Source organism: Pengzhenrongella sp. (assembly GCF_036565025.1).
In the GTDB taxonomy this organism is placed as follows: Bacteria; Actinomycetota; Actinomycetes; order Actinomycetales; family Cellulomonadaceae; genus Pengzhenrongella.
Genome location: NZ_DATCNW010000400.1, coordinates 1 through 19,800, shown reverse-complemented (window position 1 = coordinate 19,800; position 19,800 = coordinate 1). Strand labels below are relative to the sequence as shown.

Here is a 19,800-nt window from a genome sequence, read left to right as displayed (position 1 = left end):
GGCGGGCAGCCGCGAGGTCTCCCACGTGGACGAGCGTCGCGACGAACCGGCGACCACGCGGCGCCGTCGTGGCGCGGCGGGCGATCAGCGCCGTGACGGGCGCGGTGCGCCCGGCGAGGATCTGATCCACGAGCGTCGTGCGACGCTCGACGGCCACCGAGGTATCGAACAGCGCGCGGCGAACCTCGCGCTGACCGACGAGCGCCCGGGTGATCCGGAACAGCTCTTCCTCGACCCGCACCAGCTGGTTGTTCGCCTCGGCCGAGGCGAGGAGTGCGGAGAAGCCCAGGTCCTCGAGCGCCTCCGCGAGGTCCGCCTCGGCGGACCAGCGCGAGGAGACGAGGTCTGCTGCCAGATCCACGACCTGCGGGTTGGCTGCCGCGAGGAGCCGGCGAACCAGCCCTGCCTTCGCGTCGCCCTCGATCGAGGGGTCCGTGAGGGTGCGGCGCAACGAGCCCGAGCCATCGAGCGCGTCGACGAGGGCAAACAGCTGCCCGCCGAGCTCGGTCGACCGCGAACCGGCCGCACGCAGCGCGGTCTCGAACCGCTCCGTGGCGCGCTCCGCCGACTTCCGACTCGACGCACGCATCATGTCGTGATGCTCGCGTCCGCCGCGGTGGAGGCCTCGAGGTCGTCGAGGAACCGGTCGACGACACGCGACTGGCGCGCCTCGTCGGCGAGGGACTCCCCCACGATCTTCGACGCGAGCTCGGTCGCGAGCCTGCCGACCTCGCTGCGCAGCGAGATCGAGACCTGCTGACGCTCGGCCGCGATCTGGCGCTGGGCCGCCTCGAGGATGCGTTCGGCCTCGACCGTTGCCCGGTTGCGCTGCTCGGCGACGATCGCGGCGCCCTCGGTGCGCGCATCCTCGCGGATGCGAGCAGCCTCGCCCCGGGCGTCAGCGAGCTCCTGGGTGTAGCGCGCGAGCGCCTCCGCGGCCTCCGCCTGGACCGATTCGGCCTTCGCGATGCCGCCCTCGATCTTCGCCGTGCGCTCGTCGAGCACCGCGTTGAACTTGGGCAGGATCTTGCGGTAGAAAGCGACGGCGATCACCAGGATCACGACGAACGACCAGACGAGGTCGGGTGTCGTGGGCAGCAAGATGTTGGGCGCGGCCTCGGTCCGCGCCGCGGCGAGGACCGCAGTCGCCGTCGTGATGGCCGCGGTCATCACTTGACGATGTATCCGGCAACAAGACCGAGGAGCGCGAGCACCTCGATGAACGCCACACCGATGAACATCGTCTGCTGGAGCCGACCGGTCATCTCGGGCTGGCGTGCCATGCCCTCGATCGTCTTGCCGAAGACGATCCCCAGGCCGATGCCGGGGCCGATCGCGGCAAGGCCGTAACCCAGCGTGCTGACGTTGCCTGAGACGGCGGCGAGAGTCGTCGTGTCCATGGTTCTGTTCCTTTCCTTGGTGCGTCCGGCCGGCCGGCCGGACACTATTGCTTGAGCGGGCGTCAACGCCCGGTGGTGCGTGCCGTGGTGGCCTTTTAGTGCCCGGCCTCGACGGAGAGGTTGACGTAGACCGCAGTCAGGATGGTGAAGACGTACGCCTGCAGCAGCGCGACCAGCAGGTCGAGGAGCGTGAACGCGATTCCCCCGACGAACGTCACCGCGCCGAACAGCTTGAACCCGCCGGACGCCTCGAAGAGGAAGAACTGGGTGGCCGCGAAGCACAGCGCGAGCAACAGGTGGCCAGCGACCATGTTCGCGAGCAACCGGATCGTCAGGGTCGCCGGTCGCAGGATGAAGACCTGGAGGAACTCGATCGGCGTGAGCAGGAAGTACACGAAGAACGGCGCCCCCGGCGGGAAGAGGCTCGAGCGGAGGAACCCACCGACCCCCTGTGCCTTCACGCCGCTGGCCAGGTACATCACGTACACCCACACGGCCAGCACGAGCGGGAACCCGATCGTGGAGCTGGCCGGGATGTTGAACGGGAACAGGATGCCCGTGAGGTTGAACGCGAGCACGGAGAAGAAGATCACCGTGAGCATCGGGGTGTACTTGCGCCCGAAGTTCTTACCGAGGACCTCAACAGCGATGTTGACCCGGATGAACCCCAAGATCAGCTCGAGCACGACCTGAAGTCGGCCGGGGACCAACGTGGCTCGCCGCGCCGCGAGACCGAAGATCGTCAGGAGAGCGACCGTGGCGATGATGCGTATGAGCGTGATTCGGTTGAGCTCGAAGGGCGTCCCGGCGAACAAGATGGCCGGGGGGAAGAAGTCGGTGATCGACGGTGGTTCAAAGCCGCCCGAGGCGGCGAACGGAAGGATCGTCGCGAGGCTAGACAGTGCGTGCTCCCTGGGGTGTCATGGCTTCGCCGACGTCGCATTAGGCAGTTGCGCTCCGTCGTGCTTTGCCTCGTGGATTCAGGCGCAGCCTATCCCATCGGGGCCCGCGTTCAGGCGTGCTGAGCCTCATCTGGCGCCGTTGTGATGTACGGCACCCGGCCTCCCCGGACCGCTCGGTAGTCGAGCAACGCCGAGCCCACGACACCGATCGTGAGCACCGCGCCGAGCACCGGTCGGCTGTAGAACGACAGGTCCCGGAGCACGGTGAGCACCACGAAAAGGAGCACGATCTTGGCGATCCAGGCGCCCATGATGATGGCCGCCATCTTCGTCGGCGTCGCGCCCTCGGTGCGCAGCATCGACACGATCGTCGTCCCGGAGAACACCAGGGCCAGCCCGACGCCGATCAGGGCCCCCCACACGCCCGGCCCTCTCGCGACCGCGTACCCGATGCCGACCCCGAGGACGGCAAGGGCGATCAGCAGCCAGATCGTGGTTCGCAACGCGGTGCGGAACACCTCGCGTGCGGTGCCCTCGGGGGCGGGGGTCTCGGGGGCGGGGTGCTCGTGGGGGCTGGTCACAGGTTTCCTTCCTTAGGGCTGGTCGAACCGACGGTGCTGGTCGAACCGACGGTGCTGGTCGGGCCGACCGGTCGGACGCGACCGCGGAGCGGACCGAGGGTGAGCACGGACGCGATGACCACGCCGAGGCCCAGCGCCACGAGCACCGTCGTCGTGGAGAGCGTGATGAGCGCTGAGGCGCCGAACGCGAACACGGCGGTCCACAGGTACATGATGACGACGGCCCGCTGGTGGGAGTGCCCCAGCGCGAGCAGTCGGTGGTGCAGGTGCATCCGGTCCGGGTGGAACGGCGAGGTGCCCGCGCCCACCCGGCGGATCACGGCCAGGCCCATGTCGAGCAGTGGCAGCAGCAGCACGGCGATCGGCAGCAGGATCGGCAGGAAGGCCGGGATGGTCTGCCGGTTCGAGACGACCTCGGGGTCGATCTGACCGGTGACGACGATCGCGGCACCCGCGATCACCAGCCCGATGAGCATCGAGCCGGAGTCGCCCATGAAGATGCGTGCCGGGTAGAAGTTGTGCGGCAGGAAGCCCAGGCAGGCGCCGACCAGCGCGGCGATCACGAGCGTCGCGAGGTTCGAGACGTCGGTCGGGCTCGCCTCGCGCGTGAGCAGGTAGGAGTAGATGAAGAAGGCCGTGCCGCCGATCGCGATCACTCCGGCGGCCAGGCCGTCCAGGCCGTCCACGAAGTTCACCGCGTTCATCGCCACGACGACGGCGAGCACGGTCAGCACCAGCCAGAGCCGTGGCGAGGCGATCAGCAGGCCGCCGATCGGCAGCTGGTAGAGCAGCACGCCGCTCCACGCCATGTACAGGCCCACGAGCACCTGACCGGTGAGCTTGGTGATCCAGTCGAGCTCCCAGATGTCGTCCGCGACGCCGAGCAGGCAGACCATCGCGGCCGCGGCGAGGATCCCCCACGCCCGGCGGGAGTCCTGGAAGACGCCCTCGAGGAACGGGATCTTGCTCGCGACGAGCATCGCGACCGCGAGGCCGGCGAGCATCGCCAGCCCGCCGAGCCGCGGCGTCGGGATCGCGTGCACGTCTCGCGCGCGGACCGCGGTGATCGCCCCGGTGCGCAGCGCGACCCAGCGGGCGACCGGCGTCGTGAGGTAGGTGATGGCGGCCGCGACGAGCAGCACGAGCAGGTAGGCCTTCACGGGGCCTCACCACCCTCGCTCGGGTCCACGACCAGGGCGATCGTGCGCAGGGTCGCCAGGTCGATCGCGCCGGCGCGCACCAGGCGCAGCTCGTCGCCGGTCGCGTCGACGATCGTGGACGCGACGCCGCCGGGCGCCGTGCCACCGTCCAGGTAGACCGCGACCGCCTCGCCTAGCTGGTCGAGCGCGTCGGCCGCGGTGAGCGCGGCGGGGCGGCCCGTCCGGTTGGCGCTCGAGACCGCGAGCGGTCCGGTGCGCCGCAGCAGGGCGAGCGCGGCCGGGTGGTCCGGCATGCGCAGCGCGACGGTGCCCCGGGTCTCTCCCAGGTCCCAGGCGAGCGAGGGCTGGGCGCGGCAGATGACCGTCAGCCCGCCCGGCCAGAACTGGGCGACCAGGGCGCGCGCGGTGGCGGGCACGGCGGTCGCGAGACCGTCGAGGGTGCGGATGTCGGGTACCAGGACCGGTGGCGGCATCTGGCGCCCGCGGCCCTTGGCTGCGAGCAGCGAGGCGACGGCCGGCGGCGTGAACGCGTCGGCGCCCACCCCGTAGACGGTGTCCGTGGGGAGCACGACGAGCGCGCCGCGGGCGACCGCGTTCACCGCCTCATCGAGGGCCGGGCCCCACGAGTTCGGGTCGCTGACGTCGCGGGTGCGTTCGCGGTCGTTCACGACGGCGAGTGTTCCACGTCGGCGGCGGACCGTGCGTCATCGGCCCCGAATGCACCGACGCTGCGGCGCGCGAGCACCATCCGTGCGCGTCCGGTGAGGTCGCGTCCGGTGGTCGCGGGCGTGAACGCGCCGGTCTCATCGACCATCGCGCGCGCGGCCGCATCCTGGACCTCCGCGTGCTCGAGCACCAGCAGGCCGCCGGGGCGCAGCAGCCGGGCGGCCGCGCGCACGATCCCGCGCGGCACCTCCAGCCCGTCGCCGCCGAGGCCGTACAGCGCGACGGCCGGATCGTGGTCGGCGACCTCCGGGTCCACCGGGACGGCGCCCGGCGGGACGTAGGGCGGGTTGGCCACGACGACGTCGACGGTGCCGTCGAGCTCGCCCAGCGCAGTGCGCGCGTCGGCGCGGTGCAGCACGACGTCGGCCGGGGCGCCGGCGCCCGCGGGTGCCAGGTCGCGCACGTTGCGCTCGGCCCAGGCGTGCGCGGCGGCGTCGAGCTCCACCGCGTGCACGACGGCGCCCGGCACCTCGTGGGAGACGGCGAGCGCGATCGCGCCCGAGCCGGTGCACAGGTCGACGACGAGCACCTGCCCGGTCGCCGCCAGCACCTGCGCCGCGGCGTCGATCGCCGCCTGCGCGACCTGCTCGGTCTCGGGGCGGGGCACGAACACCCCGGGCCCGACGGCGAGCTCGAGCCCGCGGAACGGCGCGGACCCGGTGAGGTGCTGGAGCGGGACGCGCGTGGCGCGGCGCGCGACCAGGGCGGCCAGGCCGGACGGCGCGGCCTTGCCCAGGATCACCGCGGCCTGCAGCTCACCGCGGCCGATGCCGAGCAGGTGTGCCGCAAGCAGCTCGGCGTCCACCCGCGGGGACGGCACCCCGGCAGCCGCGAGCACCGCCTCGGCCGCCCGCAGCGCGTCGGCCAGACGCCCCTCCCCCGTAGCATCCGCCACTGCGTCCTCCCCGGATTCTCCGTAACGTCCGAGCGTTGACGTCCTATAGGACGTCAACGCTCGGACGTTACGGGGTGTTGCGGGGTCCGGCGCGGGTGACACGTCCTCGGGGGTGCTCACACGCTTGTGCCGGCGGCGGCCAGCCGCTCGGCCTCGTCGGCGTCGATCAGGGAGCGGATCACCGGCTCGAGCTCGCCGTCCAGGACGGCGTCCAGGTTGTACGCCTTGAAGCCGGTGCGGTGGTCAGCGATCCGGTTCTCGGGGTAGTTGTACGTGCGGATCCGCTCGGAGCGGTCCACCGTGCGCACCTGCGAGCGGCGGGCCGCCGACGCCGCCGTGGCGGCAGCCTCGGCGCGGGCCGCGAGCAGCCGGGCTCGCAGCACACGCATCGCCATCTCGCGGTTCTGGAGCTGGGACTTCTCGTTCTGCATCGACACGACGATTCCGGTCGGCACGTGGGTGATCCGCACCGCGGAGTCGGTGGTGTTCACGGACTGCCCGCCCGGGCCGGAGGACCGGTAGACGTCGATCCGCAGGTCGTTCTGGTCGATCTCGACCTCGCCCGGGTCGTCGGCCTCGGGGAAGACGAGCACGCCGGCCGCCGAGGTGTGGATGCGCCCGGCGGACTCGGTGACGGGCACCCGCTGCACGCGGTGCACGCCGCCCTCGTACTTGAGCGAGGCCCAGACGCCGTCGCCCGGGTCGGTCGCGCTGCCGCGGGCCTTGACGGCGACCTGGACGTCCTTGTAGCCGCCGAGGTCGGACTCGGTGGCCTCGAGGATCTCGGTCTTCCAGCTGCGTCGCTCGGCGTAGCGCAGGTACATGCGCAGCAGGTCGCCCGCGAACAGCGCGGACTCCTCGCCACCCTCGCCGGCCTTGATCTCGAGGATCACGTCGCGCGCGTCGTCGGGGTCGCGCGGGATGAGCACGCGGCGCAACCGCTCGGCGGCGTCGTCCTTCGCCGCCTGCAGGGCGGGCAGCTCGGCCGCGAACGACGCGTCGTCGACGGCGATCTCGGTCGCCTCGGCGAGGTCCTGCTCGGCCAGGTGCCAGGCGCGGTAGGCCGCGACGACCTGCCCGAGCTCGGCGTACCGGCGCCCCAGCGTCTTCGCCCGGCCCGCGTCCGCGTGCACCGCGGGATCGGCCAGCTGAAGCTCGATGTCGGCGTGCTCCGCGAGCAGCGGGAGTGTCGCCCCGAAGTCCTCGCTCATGACTGCCTTCCCGTTGCACCGGTCCACGCATGACAGAGCCGGTGGTCCCGGGAGTCGCCATGGAGGGCGACACCCCGGAGCCACCGGCGCTGGGAGATCGCTAGTTCGCGACCTTCTTCTTGCCGTAGCGGGCCTCGAAGCGGGCGACGCGGCCGCCGGTGTCGAGGATCTTCTGCTTGCCCGTGTAGAACGGGTGGCAGGCGTTGCAGACGTCGGTGCGGATCTCGCCGGACTTCTCGGTCGAGTGCGTGGTGAACGTGTTCCCGCAGGTACAGGTCACGGTCGTCAGCACATACTCGGGGTGGATACCGTTCTTCACGAAACTTCTCCTCGGTAACTGCTCCGGGTCGCGAGCGCGGCGCGCTCACGTGAACCGGAGACCGGTGGAACATCATGCCAGAACAGCGCGGGTGGTCCGTCTGTTCCCTCGCGGGAGGTCGCGGGTGTCGGGTCAGCGCCGGGCCGGCGTCTCCCCGATCAGGGGGCCGGTCGTCTTCTGGACCTGGAGCAGGAACTCGACGTTCGAGCGCGTCTCGCGCAGCTTGCCGAGCAGAAGCTCGATCGCCTGCTGCTGGTCCAGCGCGCTCATCACGCGGCGCAGCTTCCAGTTGATCTTGAGCTCGTCCGCGGGCACCAGGATCTCCTCGCGGCGGGTGCCCGACGCGTCGACGTCGACCGCCGGGAAGATCCGCTTGTCCGCGAGCGACCGGGAGAGCTTGAGCTCCATGTTCCCGGTGCCCTTGAACTCCTCGAAGATGACCTCGTCGGCCTTGGAGCCGGTCTCGACGAGGGCCGTCGCGAGGATCGTCAGCGATCCGCCGTGCTCGATGTTGCGTGCCGCACCGAAGAACCGCTTCGGCGGGTACAGCGCGCTCGAGTCGACACCACCGGACAGGATCCGGCCCGACGCCGGGGCGGCGATGTTGTACGCCCGCCCGAGCCGGGTGATCGAGTCGAGCAGCACGACGACGTCCTGGCCCAGCTCGACCAGGCGCTTGGCCCGCTCGATGGCGAGCTCTGCGACGGTCGTGTGGTCGTCGGCCGGCCGGTCGAAGGTCGAGGCGATGACCTCACCCTTGACCGTGCGCTGCATGTCGGTGACCTCTTCAGGCCGCTCGTCGACGAGCACGACCATGAGGTGGACCTCAGGGTTGTTCGTCGTGATCGCGTTCGCGATCGCCTGCAGCACGAGGGTCTTGCCCGCCTTGGGCGGGGAGACGATCAGCCCGCGCTGGCCCTTGCCGATGGGCGAGACGAGGTCGATGACGCGCGTGGTGAGGATGTTCGGCTCGGTCTCCAGCCGCAGGCGCTCCTGCGGGTAGAGCGGCGTGAGCTTGCCGAACTCGGCCCGCCCGTGCGCCTGGTCCGGGCTCAGGCCGTTGATCGTGTCCAGGCGCACCAGCGCGTTGAACTTGCTGTTGCGACCCTGGTTCGGGTTCGGCACCTCGCCCTCGCGCGGCTGGCGGACGGCGCCGGTGACGGCGTCGCCCTTGCGCAGGCCGGCCTTCTTGACCTGGCCCATGGCCACGTACACGTCGTTGTCGCCCGGCAGGTAGCCGCTCGTGCGCACGAACGCATAGTTGTCCTTGATGTCCAGAATTCCGGCGACGGGCAACAGGACATCGTCGTCGTTGACCTCGACCTCTTCGTACCCGGCGACGTCGGTGCGGACCGGGCCGCCGCGCGTGCGCTTGTTGCGGTCACGGTCGCGGTACCGGTCACGGCTGCGACGGCGGCGCCCGCCGCGCTCGTCGTCCTCGTCCTGGGTGGTGTTCGGGTGCAGGTTGCGGGCGGCGTTCTGGCGCTGGGCGTTGCCCTGGCCCTGCTGGCCCTGCTGCTGGCCCTGCTGGTTGTTCTGCTGGTTGTTCTGCTGGTTGTTCTGGCGCGGCGCGCGGTCCTCGCCCGAACCGTCGGAGGTCGCGGTCTCGGCGCCGGACTGCTCGTTCTGCGGGGCGCCTGCGCCCCGGCCCGCCCGGCGGCTGCGCTCGGGCCGCTCACCGGCCACCGAACCCACGGCGTCGAACGCGCGCGCGGCACGGTCACCGCGGGACTCCCCGCCCCGGGACTCCTCCACGGCGCGGCGGACGTCGAGCTCGCCGGTGAGCCGGTCGCCGCCGTCGTGGTTCTCGGTCCGCTCGGTCTGCTCGCCCTGCTCGGGCCGCTCGGCCTGCTCGGTCGGCGCGGATGCCTGGGCCGCCGGAGCGGTCGTGGTGGCCGGGCGGCGGGTGCGCGGCGCGCGCTCGGCAACGCCCGGCGCGGCGTCTGCGCGAGCGTCGGTCGTCGTCGCGGCGACGGCAGTGGTCCGGCGCGGCTCGAGCGCGCGGGTGCGGCCGCCGTCCGTGCGGCCCTTGATGGCGTCCACCAGATCGCTCTTGCGCATCTTGGACGTACCCGTCACACCGAGCTGGGCGGCGAGCGCCTGCAGCTCCGGCAGGCGCATCGCGGAGAACGCGGCGCTCCGGGTGGAGCCGCCGGTAGCGCCCTGGGCACTGGTCACGGCGGCATCGATGGTCTCTGTCACGAAGGATCCTTCCCCCTCGTCGGCGGCCGGCACTTCAAGGTGGCGGGCCGCGATCTACGTCCGGCACCAGACGTCCGGATCGTTGCTTCAAGCCTCACATCAGACGTACGACGACGTCGTGTCACGCGGGCTGGATTGCCTCCCGGTCGGCCGACGCGCACATGCGCGGTTTCGGATCCAGATCAGGTGGGCGTGCTCATGCTAACACCGCGACGCCCCGCGGTGCTTCCCGACTCGGGCGGCGAGATGCCCCCTAATGCCCCTTTTCACCCAGTCGGGGCGGTCGCTGACGACACCCGATCGACCCGCGCGCCCGCGTCGGCGACACCCGGATGGAGTATTCGCCAGTCGGCACCGGTGGCCACGACGACGTCGCGCACCGCGTCGTCGGCGTCGCAGGTGCCGTCCCCGGTCGACCGCGCGAGGGCGAGGACCGTCGGCCCGGCACCCGAGACGACGGCCGCGACGCCGCGCTCGCGCAGCGCGTCGACGAGCGCGAGGCTCCCCGGCATCACCGCGGCACGGTAGCGCTGGTGCAGGCGGTCCTCGGTCGCGGGGAGCAGCAGGTCCGGGCGGCGGGTGAGCGCCTCGATCAGCAGCGCGGCGCGACCCGCCTGGAAGGCCGCGTCGGCGTGCGGCACGGCGGCCGGCAGCACGCTGCGCGCATGCGCCGTGGCGAGCCGGGTGCACGGCACGAGCACGACCGGCGTGAGCCCGGGGTGGGTCGCGACCCGCACGGCCCGCGGGCCGTCGTCGTCGGTCCAGGCGATCGTCGCACCGCCGAGGATCGCGGGCGCGGCGTTGTCGGGGTGCCCTTCGAGCTCGGTCGCGAGCCGGAGCACGACGGAGTCGTCGAGCGCCAGCGGGTCGTCGATGAGGCCGCGCGCGGCGAGGATCCCGGCGACCACCGCGGCCGCGGACGAGCCCATGCCGCGCCCGTGCGGGATCCGGTTCGTGCAGGTCAGGTGCAGCCCGGTCTGGGGTGCCCCGACGTGGTCGAGCGCTCGGCGCACGGCGCGCACCACGAGGTGCGCCTCGCCGCGGGGCAGCTCGTTCGCGCCCTCGCCAGTGACCAGCACGGCGGCGCCGCGCGCACCGGTCGTGCGGACGTCGAGCTCGTCCCGGACGCCGAGGGCGAGGCCGAGCGAGTCGAAGCCGGGGCCCAGGTTCGCGCTCGTCGCGGGTACGTGCACCCGGACGTGGTCGGCGCCGAGCCTCATCACCGGTCCGTCATCGGGGGCCCGGACCCGCGTCCAGCTCGAGCGCGTCGGCGATCGAGACGACGTCGGCGCCCACGCGGACGGGAGTGACGTCCTCGCCGTCGAGCGTGCGCAACGCCCACTGCGGGTCCTTGAGGCCGTGGCCGGTGACGGTCACCACGATCCGGGCGCCCGCGGGGACGCGTCCCTGCGCCGCGAGCTTGAGAATCCCGGCGACTCCCGCCGCGGACGCGGGCTCGACGAACACCCCGACCTCGTTCGACAGGATCCGGTGCGCGGCGAGGATCTCGGCGTCGGTGACGGCCTCGATGAGGCCGCCGGACTCGTCGCGTGCGGCGAGCGCCTGGGTCCAGGACGCCGGGTTGCCGATCCGGATCGCGGTCGCGATCGTGTCCGGGTGGCTGATCGGGTGGCCCGCGACGATGGGCGCCGAGCCGGCAGCCTGGAAGCCCCACATCGCGGGGCGGCGCGTCGCCTGGCCGGACTCGGCGTACTCGCCATAGCCCATCCAGTACGCGGTGATGTTGCCGGCGTTGCCGACCGGGAGCGCGTGGATCTCGGGTGCGTCGCCGAGCGCGTCGACGACCTCGAAGGCACCGGTCTTCTGGCCCTGGATCCGGTCGGGGTTCACGGAGTTCACGAGCTCGACCGGGTAGGTGTCGGCGAGCTTGCGCGCGGCGACCAGGCAGTCGTCGAAGTTGCCGTCGACCTGCAGCAGGCGCGCGCCGTGCGCGATCGCCTGGCTGAGCTTGCCCATCGCGATCTTGCCGTCCGGCACGAGCACCGCACAGGTCATCCCCGCGGCGGTCGCATAGGCGGCGGCGGAGGCCGAGGTGTTGCCGGTCGACGCGCAGACGACGACCTTCGCGCCGCGGGCCGCGGCCGCCGAGATCGCCGTCGTCATGCCGCGGTCCTTGAACGACCCGGTCGGGTTCATCCCCTCGACCTTGAGGTACACGTCCGCGCCGGTGCGCTTCGACAGCGCCGGTGCCGGCACGAGCGGCGTGCCGCCCTCCCCGAGGGTGATGATCCGCTGCTGGACGTGCGCCGGCAGGTGATCGGCGTACTCGGCAATGACGCCGCGCCACTGGTGGGCCATCAGGCTCCTTCGACTCTCAGCACGGACACCACGCGGGTCACCGAGTCCAGCTCGGCGATCGCCGCCACGGTGGCCGCGAGCGCGGCGTCGGTCGCCGCATGGGTGGTGATGATCAGGTGGGCGAGCGAGGCGGCGGGCGCCACCTCGCCGTCGAGGCCGACGGGTTGCGGCGCCTGGCGCACGGCCTCGATCGACACGCCGTGGCCGGCCAGGACCGCGGCGACCTGCGACAGCACGCCCGGGCGGTCGGCGACGTCGAGCCGCATCTGGTAGCGCGTGATGGCGGCCGACGCCGGGAGCATCGGCAGGTCGGCGTACTTCGACTCGACCGGGCCGCGGCCCCCGAGGACGCGGTGCCGCGCCACGGAGACGACGTCGCCCATGATCGCGGACGCGGTCGGCGCGCCGCCCGCGCCGCGGCCGTAGAACATCAGCTCGCCGGCGGCCTCGGCCTCGACGAACACCGCGTTGAACGCGCCGTGCACGCCCGCGAGCGGGTGGCTCGCGGGGACCAGGGCGGGGTGCACCCGCACCGAGACGCCGTCGTCGGTCCGCTCGGCGATGGCGAGCAGCTTCACGACGTGACCGGTGCGGCCGGCCCACGCGACGTCGTCGGCGGTGATGCCGGTGATGCCCTCGCGGTGCACGCTCGCCAGCGGGACCCGGGTGTGGAACGCGAGCGAGGCGAGGATCGCGGCCTTCGCCGCGGCGTCGTAGCCGCCGACGTCGGCCGTGGGGTCCGCCTCGGCGTAGCCGAGCTGCTGGGCCTGCTTGACCGCCAGGTCCAGGTCCAGGCCCTCGGTCGCCATCTGGTCGAGCACGTAGTTCGTGGTGCCGTTGACGATGCCCAGGATGCGCTTGATCCGGTCCCCGGCGAGCGACTCGCGCACCGGGCGGACCAGCGGGATCGCGGCCGCGACGGCGGCCTCGAAGTACAGGTCGACGCCGGCGGCTTCCGCGGCGGCGTAGAGCGTGGGGCTGTCGGCGGCCAGCAGTGCCTTGTTGGCGGTCACCACCGAGGCGCCGGCCGCGATCGCGCTCAGCATCAGGGAGCGGGCGGGCTCGATCCCGCCCATCACCTCGACGACGATGTCGGCACGTTCGACCAGCCCTGCGGCGTCGGTCGTCAGGAGCGCCGGGTCGACGCCCTCGCGCGCGATCGTGAGGTCACGCACCGCGACGCCGACGAGTTCCAGCGGAGCACCCACGCGCGCGGCGAGGTCCGCGCGCTGCTGCGTGAGCAGGCGCACCACCTGGGTGCCGACCACCCCGCAGCCCAGGAGGGCGACGCGCAGCGCGCGCCGGGGTTCGGAGTCAGCGCCGAGCGGCGCACCGTTCGGAGCTGCCACGTGAGCGCGCCACCCTTCGTTCGAGGTTCTGATCTCGGTCATCCGTTCGACCGCAGGCCGCCAGGCCCGCCTGTCACGGGGCGCACCTCGCGGCACGCAGGTCGATCCTTCCCGTCCACGGGTACCCGCGGACGGCCGTCTCAGGATACGGCGCCCGACCCCCCACCCGCCCCGACGTGTCAGCCGTTGCGCGCCCCAGGGACCGCGCAGGCGCTGACACATCGGGGAGGGGTTGCTCGTCAGCCGAGGTCGAGGGCCTGCAGGTCGGCCTCGGTCTCGCGGCGGATCAGGATTCGGTGCTCGCCGTCACGAACGGCGAGCACCGGCGGGCGTGGGACGTGGTTGTAGTTGGACGCCATCGAGCGCCCGTAGGCACCCGTCGCCGGGACCGCGAGCAGGTCGCCGCGGACGACGTCGGCGGGCAGCAGCACGTCGTGCACCACGATGTCGCCGCTCTCGCAGTGCTTGCCGACCACGCGGGCCTGGATCGTCGCCGCGGACCCGGTCCGTGAGGCGAGCACCGCGGTGTACCGGGCGTCGTAGAGGGCCGGACGCAGGTTGTCGCTCATGCCGCCGTCGACCGAGACGTAGGTCCGCGTGAACGGCGGGGTGCCGTCGACGGTGACCGGCTTGACCGTGCCGACCTCGTAGAGCGTGAACGTGGTGGGCCCGACGATCGCGCGGCCGGGCTCGATCGAGATGCGCGGCACCGGCGTGCCGAGCGCGGCGCACACCTCGGCGACGACGCCTGCGAGGTCCTTGGCCACCCGGCCGGGCTCGATCGGGACCTCGCCGGGCAGGTAGGCGATGCCGTAGCCGCCGCCGAGGTCGACCTCGGGCACCAGGTGCCCGGTCTGCGACGCGAGCTCGGCGCGCAGCGCAAGCAGCTTGCGGGCGGCCTCCAGGAAGCCGTCGGGGTCGAGGATCTGCGAGCCGATGTGCGAGTGGATCCCGCGCAGCTCGAGCTCGGGCCGGGCGAGCACGGCCCGCAGGCCGGCCGCGGCCTGCCCGCCCGCGAGCGACAGCCCGAACTTCTGGTCCTCGTGCGCCGTCGCGATGTACTCGTGCCCGCCGGCGTGCACGCCCGTCGTGACGCGCACCATGACCGGCGCGCGCCGCCCGTCGGCGCGGTCGCGGACGGCGTCGGCCAGGCGGTCGATCTCGGTGAGGGAGTCGACGATGATCCGCCCGACGCCGGCGTCCAGCGCGCGGGCGAGCTCGGAATCGGACTTGTTGTTGCCGTGCAGCCCGATGTCGGCGCCGGGCACCCCGGCCCGCAGCGCGACGGCGAGCTCGCCGCCGGTCGCGGTGTCGACCCGCAGCCCCTCCTCGTGCGCCCAGCGGGCGACGGCGACCGAGAGGAACGCCTTGCCCGCGTAGTAGACGTCGACCCCAGTGCCGATCGCGGCGAACGCCTTCGTGAACGCCTCCCGGTAGGTCCGGGCGCGCGCGCGGAAGTCCGCCTCGTCGAGCACGTAGGCGGGCGTGCCGTGGGTCCGGGCGATCTCGCGCACGTCGACGCCCGCGACCACGAGCGCGCCGTCGTCGCCGCGGCGCACGCCCGACGGCCAGAGCGCGGCGTCGAGGTCGTTCGCGGGCACGGCGTCGTTCACCGGCGCTGCGTCGCTCGCCGGCGCTGCGTCGCTCGCCGGCAGGGTGGGGCTCACATCCGCTCCGGTGCGCTCACGCCGAGCAGTCCGAGCCCGTTCGCGAGCACCTGCCGGGTGGCGTCGTTGAGCCAGAGCCGGGTGCGGTGCACGTCAGTGACCTGCTCGTCGCCGAACGGCGCGACGCGGCACTGGTCGTACCACTTGTGATACGAGCCGGCAAGCTCCTCGAGGTAGCGCGCGACGCGGTGCGGCTCGCGCAGCTCGGCCGCCTGCGCGACCACGCGCGGGAACTCGCTCAGCGACCCGATCAGGACGGACTCCGCCGGATGGTCGAGCAGCGAGGCGTCGAACCCGTCCGCGCGCTGCACGCCGAGCTGGGCCGCGTTGCGCGCGACGTTCGTGGTGCGCGCATGGGCGTACTGGACGTAGAACACCGGGTTCTCGTTCGTCGCCTTGGTGAGCAGGTCCAGGTCGATGTCGAGCATCGAGTTGGCCGACGAGCGCGCGAGGGCGTAGCGGGCCGCGTCCACCCCGACGGCGTCGACCAGGTCGTCGATCGTCACGACCGTCCCGGCGCGCTTGGACATCCGCACCGGCTGGCCGTCCTTGAGCAGGTTGACCATCTGGCCGATCAGGATCTCCAGGTTGGTCCCCGGCTTGTCCCCGAAGGCCGCGCACATCGCCATCATGCGACCGACGTACCCGTGGTGGTCCGCGCCGAGCATGATGATGATGCGGTCGAAGCCGCGCTCGCGCTTGTCGAGGTAGTACGCCAGGTCGGCGGCGATGTAGGCCGCCTCGCCGTCGGCCTTGATGATGACCCGGTCCTTGTCGTCGCCGAGGTCGATCGTGCGCAGCCAGGTCGCGCCGTCGGCCTCGTAGATCCGGCCGAGCTCGCGCAGCCGCGCGATGGCCCGGTCGACGGCGCCCGACTCGTGCAGCGAGTTCTCGTGGAAGTAGACGTCGAAGTCGACGCCGAACTCGTGCAGGGACTTGCGGATCTCGGCGAACATGAGCTCGACGCCGGCGGCACGAAAGGCCTCCTGCGCCTCGTCGTCGGCCAGGGTGCGCGGGTCCGGCTGGCCGGCGGCCGCGGCTCCCGCGAGCACCTGGTCGGCGATCTCGGCGATGTAGGCGCCGCCGTACCCGTCCTCGGGGGCGTCCTGGCCGCGCCCGGCCGCGAGCAGCGAGCGCGCGAAGCGGTCGATCTGCCCGCCGTGGTCGTTGAAGTAGTACTCGCGGGCGACCGTGGCGCCCGCGGCCTGCATGATGCGCGCGAGCGAGTCGCCGACGGCGGCCCACCGGACCCCGCCGATGTGGATCGGGCCGGTCGGGTTCGCCGAGACGAACTCCAGGTTGACGGCCTCCCCCGCGAGCAGGTCGCCGCGCCCGAACTCCGCGCCGCCCTCGACGATCGAGCGGGCGAGCTCGCCCGCGGCTGCCGCGTCGAGCCGGATGTTGAGGAACCCGGGACCTGCGACGTCGACCGCCCCGACCCCCGGGACCTCCGCGAGGCGCCGGGCGAGCTCGGCGGCGAACACGCGCGGGGCGACGCCGGCCAACTTGGCGAGCTGCATCGCGATGTTGGTGGCCCAGTCACCGTGCTCGCGCTGACGCGGGCGCTCGACGTGCACGACGGACGGGATGTCTCCCGCGTCGAGCACGAAGGTGCCATCGGCGACGGCGTCGGTCAGGGCGGTACGAAGGGCCTCGGAAAGGCTGGCTGGTGTCACCCCTGTAATTTACCCGCCGCGCGCTCGGGCCCGCGCGGCGCCCACGGGACGTCCGCGTGCACGCGTCCGCTGGAGCGCTCGGGCGCGCGCGAGGAGTCGGGTCAGCTGTAGCTCAAGCTCAAGCTCTAGCCGCTCACGCTCGAGCTGGAGATGCTCACGATGAGCACCGCGATCAGGGTGACCCCGATGACGACCTCCAGGCTGCCCAGCACGATCCCGGCGATCGCGAGGCCGCGACCGGTGGTGCCGTCGTTACTGATCCGCCGCAGTGCCATGATCCCGAGGATGATCGGGACGATCCCGAGGCCGAGCAGCCCCGTCACGAGCGCGGCGATCGACAGGCCGTCGGTCGCGGTGGTCGGCTGCGGGCCGGGCTGGTAGCTCATGCGTACAGCCTAGGAGGCCGGGCCCCAGGTGTCTTCGAGGATCCCCGGTCGACACGCGGCCGTTCCGCCGACGACGAGCGCGACGACCGTCCCGAGCAGAAACACGAACGCGCCGGTCCACGTGCCGGTCGCGGCGAACAGAACTCCGACCAGCACGGGCCCGACGCCCGAGATCGCGTAGCCGACCCCCTGCACGAAGCCGGAGAGCGCGACCGCGCCCGCAGCCGTCCGGGTGCGCAGGTTCAGCAGGGTCAGCGCGAGCGGGAACGCGCCCGGTCCGAGCCCGACGAACACCATCCACACCGCCGTCCCGTGGGCCGGGGACAGCATCAGCCCGAGGTAGCCCACGACGAAGCAGGCGGCGAACACGTAGAGCAGCGCTCGGGGGTTGCGCATCCGGACCGCGAGCGGCGGCACGATGAAGGAGCACGGCAGGCCGAGGATCGCGAACACCGCAAGCCAGCGCCCGCCGGCGTCGGCGCTCAGCCCGGCGTCGGTGAGGATGCGCGGTAGCCAGGCGAACATCACGTAGGCATTGAGCGAGTTCATGGCGAACATCACCGCCAGGCTCCACGCGAGCGGGCTGCGCCACACCTGTCCCGGCGCGCCCTGGGCCGCAGTTCGCGTGCCCGACGGCGAGCGCCGCGCCGGCCCGGCCCGCTCCGCCCGATTCGACGCCGACGTGGCGAGCACCACGGCCCACGGCACGACCGCGAGCAGGCCGATCACGGACCACGCACCGAGCGTCAGCCGCCAGCCGATCCGCGCGGCCACGGGCACCGCGAGCAGGGCGGGGAGCGTCGTGCTGACCGCCATCGCCATCGAGTACGTCGCGGTGACCGCCCCGATCCGGTCGGGGAAGTACTTCTTCACCAGCGGGGGCAGCAGCACGTTGCCCATGCCCATCCCCGCCAGGGCGATCACCGTCCAGCCGAGGAATCCGGTCGGTGTGCTCGTCGCCGACCGCACGATCTCGCCGCCCGCCGACAGGACCATCGCCGCGATCAGCGTCACCTCGAGCCCGAACCGGCGCGCGAGCAGCGGTGCGAGGGAGCCGAAGACGGCGAACGACGCCACCGGGATCGTGCCGAGCACGCCGACCAGCGGGTCCGACAGCGCGACGTCCGCGCGCACCTGGCCGAGGATCGGCGAGACGGCGGCCACGGCGATCCGCAGATTGAGCCCGACGAGCACGATGCCGGCCAGCGCGATCCACCGCCCACGCCAGGGACGGCGGGTGACGAACGCGGTCATCGGCACCACTTTCGGTTCGGGCTGGTCCTCGCGGGAGCGGGACTGTCTGCGCGCAGAGCGCTGGACTGGGAGAATACTGGGATGAATAGCCGCACCGGTCTCATCGACCAGACCGTCGGGCGGCTGCGAGCCCGGATCACCGACGGCGAATGGCCTGTCGGCAGCCGCATCCCCGCGGAGCCTGCGCTCACGGTGCTGCTCGGGGTCGGACGCAACACGGTCCGCGAGGCCGTGCAGTCCCTCGTGCACGCCGGACTGCTCAAACGCCGACAGGGCTCGGGTACGTACGTGGTCGCGCTCTCCGAGCTCGGCGTGACGATGAGCAGGGAGATCGCCGACGCGCGCCAGCGCGACGTCCTCGAGGTGCGCCGGTCGCTCGAGGTCGAGACGGCGCGCCTCGCCGCGCACCGCCGAACCCCCGCGGACGTCGCCGAGCTGCGTCGGTACCGCGACGAGCGCGCCGCGGCCTACCTCGCCGGTGACCTCGACGCGATGGTGTCCACCGACCTCGCCCTGCATCGCGTCATCGCGCGCACCGCGCGCAACCCGGTGCTGCTCGCGCTCTACGAGTCCCTGGTGGGGGCGATCGGGGAGAACATCCGGTTCAACTTTGAGCGACCGGCGCACACGAACGACTCGCACGACGGACTCGTCGAGGCGATCGCCGCGGGCGACGACGGGCGTGCGGTCCGGGAGATCACGAACTACCTCTCGGAGCAGCTCGGCGAACGCAAGCCTCGCCGAGCCGCTCCGCGGGCGGAAACTGGGGCGGAAACACCGGCGGAGAAACTGACGGAACACGGCCCGGAACACGGGCGACACCCCCGGTGAGGTAGTGTCTTGCTCCGTGCCGGATCGTGGCACTGGCCCGCGTAGCTCAGTGGATAGAGCGTCCGCCTCCGGAGCGGAAGGCCGAAGGTTCGAATCCTTTCGCGGGCACCAGAAGTGAAGCGCAAGCCGCCTCGGGTGGCATCTGTCAGGCCTGCAAGGTCGGCAATCGACGGCACGCCGAGTGAGTGGACTACTCCTCGCTGGTTCACGGCCCCTCAACCGTCGATCGCCTTCGCTCTTTCACTGCCCCACGCCCGTCGGCTGCCTTGACCAGTCGGCTGCCCAGGCGGTTTGACTGCTGAATTCGTACCTGCAGGTCTCTGCCGATCAGTACGAGTGACCCGGCACCCTCCCGCGGCACCTCGCTCATTCGAGCATGAAGGCGGGAACGGACATCCCGGTGTGCGGATCGGTCTTCCGCGTGAAATCGAGGTCGTCCGGCGGTGCTCCCGGAGGCGATGCTCCTGGAGGCGACGCCGCTCCCGGAGGCGACGCTGCTCCCGGTGGTGCGCCGGGTTTGCGCCCGATGACTCGCCCGGTGGGGTCGGTGAACGTGTAGTCGACCGTGGCGAGCGTCCCGCGAGGTTGCGGGACACCGTTCCGGTCAGCCAGCGGGACGGGGTGCTTCCTGGTGATGCTCAGGTCGAGTCGGTGCACCTCGTGATGATGGAAATTACACAAAAGGATCCCGTTGTCGACCGACGTGGAGCCGAAGTCCCGTTTCCACCAGCGAATGTGGTGGATCTGGCACCACCGGGCGGGCTGGTCGCACTCGGGCCACGCGCAGTGCCGGTCCCGGGCGATGACCGCGCTGCGCTGCACCCCGGTGAACAGCCGCTCCGAGCGTCCCAGGTCCAGCGGGTTGCCCTGGGCGTCGATCACGATCCGGGTGAGATCGCACTCGCACATCACGAGCGCCAGC

At 72.2% G+C, this 19,800-nt stretch carries 20 protein-coding genes and 1 tRNA gene; 2 read left to right on the top strand and 19 right to left on the bottom strand.

The genetic code is table 11. From position 1 onward, the window contains the following. The 18 genes from VIM26_RS22635 to VIM26_RS22550 form a co-directional block, all read right to left on the bottom strand. The coding region (locus VIM26_RS22635) for a F0F1 ATP synthase subunit delta (RefSeq protein WP_331955504.1) at positions 1–592 on the bottom strand (592 nt) is incomplete at its 3' end. After that, a complete protein-coding gene (locus VIM26_RS22630) occupies positions 589–1,170 on the bottom strand; it encodes a F0F1 ATP synthase subunit B (protein ID WP_331955502.1) in 582 nt (193 codons plus the stop codon). The genes VIM26_RS22635 and VIM26_RS22630, both read right to left, overlap by 4 nt. After that, positions 1,170–1,400 (bottom strand): ATP synthase F0 subunit C, encoded by a 231-nt coding sequence (gene atpE, locus VIM26_RS22625; RefSeq protein ID WP_331955500.1) that lies wholly within the window; start codon positions 1,398–1,400, stop codon positions 1,170–1,172. Before atpE ends, VIM26_RS22630 begins: the two co-directional genes overlap by 1 nt. Before the next feature lie 95 nt (positions 1,401–1,495). After that, positions 1,496–2,215, bottom strand: coding sequence for a F0F1 ATP synthase subunit A (gene atpB, locus VIM26_RS22620; RefSeq protein WP_331955498.1), 720 nt, complete (start codon positions 2,213–2,215; stop codon positions 1,496–1,498). A gap of 197 nt (positions 2,216–2,412) precedes the next feature. Continuing rightward, entirely contained in the window at positions 2,413–2,883 is a 471-nt protein-coding gene (locus tag VIM26_RS22615) for a hypothetical protein (protein WP_331955496.1), read from the bottom strand. Next, positions 2,880–4,043, bottom strand: a complete 1,164-nt coding sequence (locus tag VIM26_RS22610; RefSeq protein WP_331955494.1) for an MraY family glycosyltransferase — start codon at positions 4,041–4,043, stop codon at positions 2,880–2,882. The genes VIM26_RS22615 and VIM26_RS22610 overlap by 4 nt, the downstream gene beginning before the upstream one ends. Then, on the bottom strand, positions 4,040–4,711 hold the full coding sequence (locus tag VIM26_RS22605; RefSeq protein WP_331955492.1) for an L-threonylcarbamoyladenylate synthase: 672 nt from the start codon (positions 4,709–4,711) through the stop codon (positions 4,040–4,042). Before VIM26_RS22605 ends, VIM26_RS22610 begins: the two co-directional genes overlap by 4 nt. Further along, positions 4,708–5,664: a peptide chain release factor N(5)-glutamine methyltransferase gene (prmC, locus tag VIM26_RS22600; RefSeq protein WP_331955490.1), complete on the bottom strand. Its 957-nt coding sequence runs from the start codon at positions 5,662–5,664 to the stop codon at positions 4,708–4,710. Before prmC ends, VIM26_RS22605 begins: the two co-directional genes overlap by 4 nt. 116 nt (positions 5,665–5,780) lie before the next feature. After that, positions 5,781–6,875 (bottom strand): peptide chain release factor 1, encoded by a 1,095-nt coding sequence (prfA, locus tag VIM26_RS22595; protein WP_331955488.1) that lies wholly within the window; start codon positions 6,873–6,875, stop codon positions 5,781–5,783. Positions 6,876–6,975: 100 nt separating this feature from the next. After that, positions 6,976–7,194 carry a 50S ribosomal protein L31 gene (gene rpmE / locus VIM26_RS22590; RefSeq protein ID WP_331955486.1) on the bottom strand — a complete coding sequence of 73 codons (219 nt, stop codon included), beginning with the start codon at positions 7,192–7,194 and terminating at the stop codon, positions 6,976–6,978. A gap of 132 nt (positions 7,195–7,326) precedes the next feature. Continuing rightward, positions 7,327–9,396 carry a transcription termination factor Rho gene (gene rho / locus VIM26_RS22585; protein WP_414696546.1) on the bottom strand — a complete coding sequence of 690 codons (2,070 nt, stop codon included), beginning with the start codon at positions 9,394–9,396 and terminating at the stop codon, positions 7,327–7,329. Between the two features lie 266 nt (positions 9,397–9,662). Next, positions 9,663–10,616 carry a homoserine kinase gene (gene thrB / locus VIM26_RS22580; protein ID WP_331955484.1) on the bottom strand — a complete coding sequence of 318 codons (954 nt, stop codon included), beginning with the start codon at positions 10,614–10,616 and terminating at the stop codon, positions 9,663–9,665. 10 nt (positions 10,617–10,626) lie between these two features. Then, entirely contained in the window at positions 10,627–11,715 is a 1,089-nt protein-coding gene (gene thrC / locus VIM26_RS22575) for a threonine synthase (protein WP_331955482.1), read from the bottom strand. Continuing rightward, entirely contained in the window at positions 11,715–13,064 is a 1,350-nt protein-coding gene (locus tag VIM26_RS22570) for a homoserine dehydrogenase (protein ID WP_331955480.1), read from the bottom strand. The genes thrC and VIM26_RS22570 overlap by 1 nt, the downstream gene beginning before the upstream one ends. Before the next feature lie 239 nt (positions 13,065–13,303). Continuing rightward, entirely contained in the window at positions 13,304–14,677 is a 1,374-nt protein-coding gene (gene lysA / locus VIM26_RS22565; RefSeq protein ID WP_414696547.1) for a diaminopimelate decarboxylase, read from the bottom strand. A gap of 50 nt (positions 14,678–14,727) precedes the next feature. Further along, positions 14,728–16,407 (bottom strand): arginine--tRNA ligase, encoded by a 1,680-nt coding sequence (gene argS / locus VIM26_RS22560; RefSeq protein WP_331955478.1) that lies wholly within the window; start codon positions 16,405–16,407, stop codon positions 14,728–14,730. Positions 16,408–16,532: 125 nt separating this feature from the next. Then, complete coding sequence (locus VIM26_RS22555; protein ID WP_331955476.1) at positions 16,533–16,793, bottom strand: DUF4190 domain-containing protein; 261 nt, start codon at positions 16,791–16,793, stop codon at positions 16,533–16,535. A 9-nt stretch (positions 16,794–16,802) separates the two neighbouring features. Continuing rightward, positions 16,803–18,047 (bottom strand): MFS transporter, encoded by a 1,245-nt coding sequence (locus VIM26_RS22550; RefSeq protein ID WP_331955474.1) that lies wholly within the window; start codon positions 18,045–18,047, stop codon positions 16,803–16,805. Positions 18,048–18,128: 81 nt separating this feature from the next. On the opposite strand from VIM26_RS22550, the gene VIM26_RS22545 reads away from it, so the two are divergent. Then, positions 18,129–18,878, top strand: coding sequence for a FadR/GntR family transcriptional regulator (locus VIM26_RS22545; RefSeq protein ID WP_331955472.1), 750 nt, complete (start codon positions 18,129–18,131; stop codon positions 18,876–18,878). 35 nt (positions 18,879–18,913) lie between these two features. Next, positions 18,914–18,989: transfer RNA gene (locus tag VIM26_RS22540), tRNA-Arg, on the top strand. Between the two features lie 255 nt (positions 18,990–19,244). Here VIM26_RS22540 and VIM26_RS22535 read toward each other — a convergent pair. Then, a partial coding sequence (locus tag VIM26_RS22535) for an HNH endonuclease signature motif containing protein (protein WP_331955470.1) occupies positions 19,245–19,800 on the bottom strand: 556 nt, incomplete at its 5' end.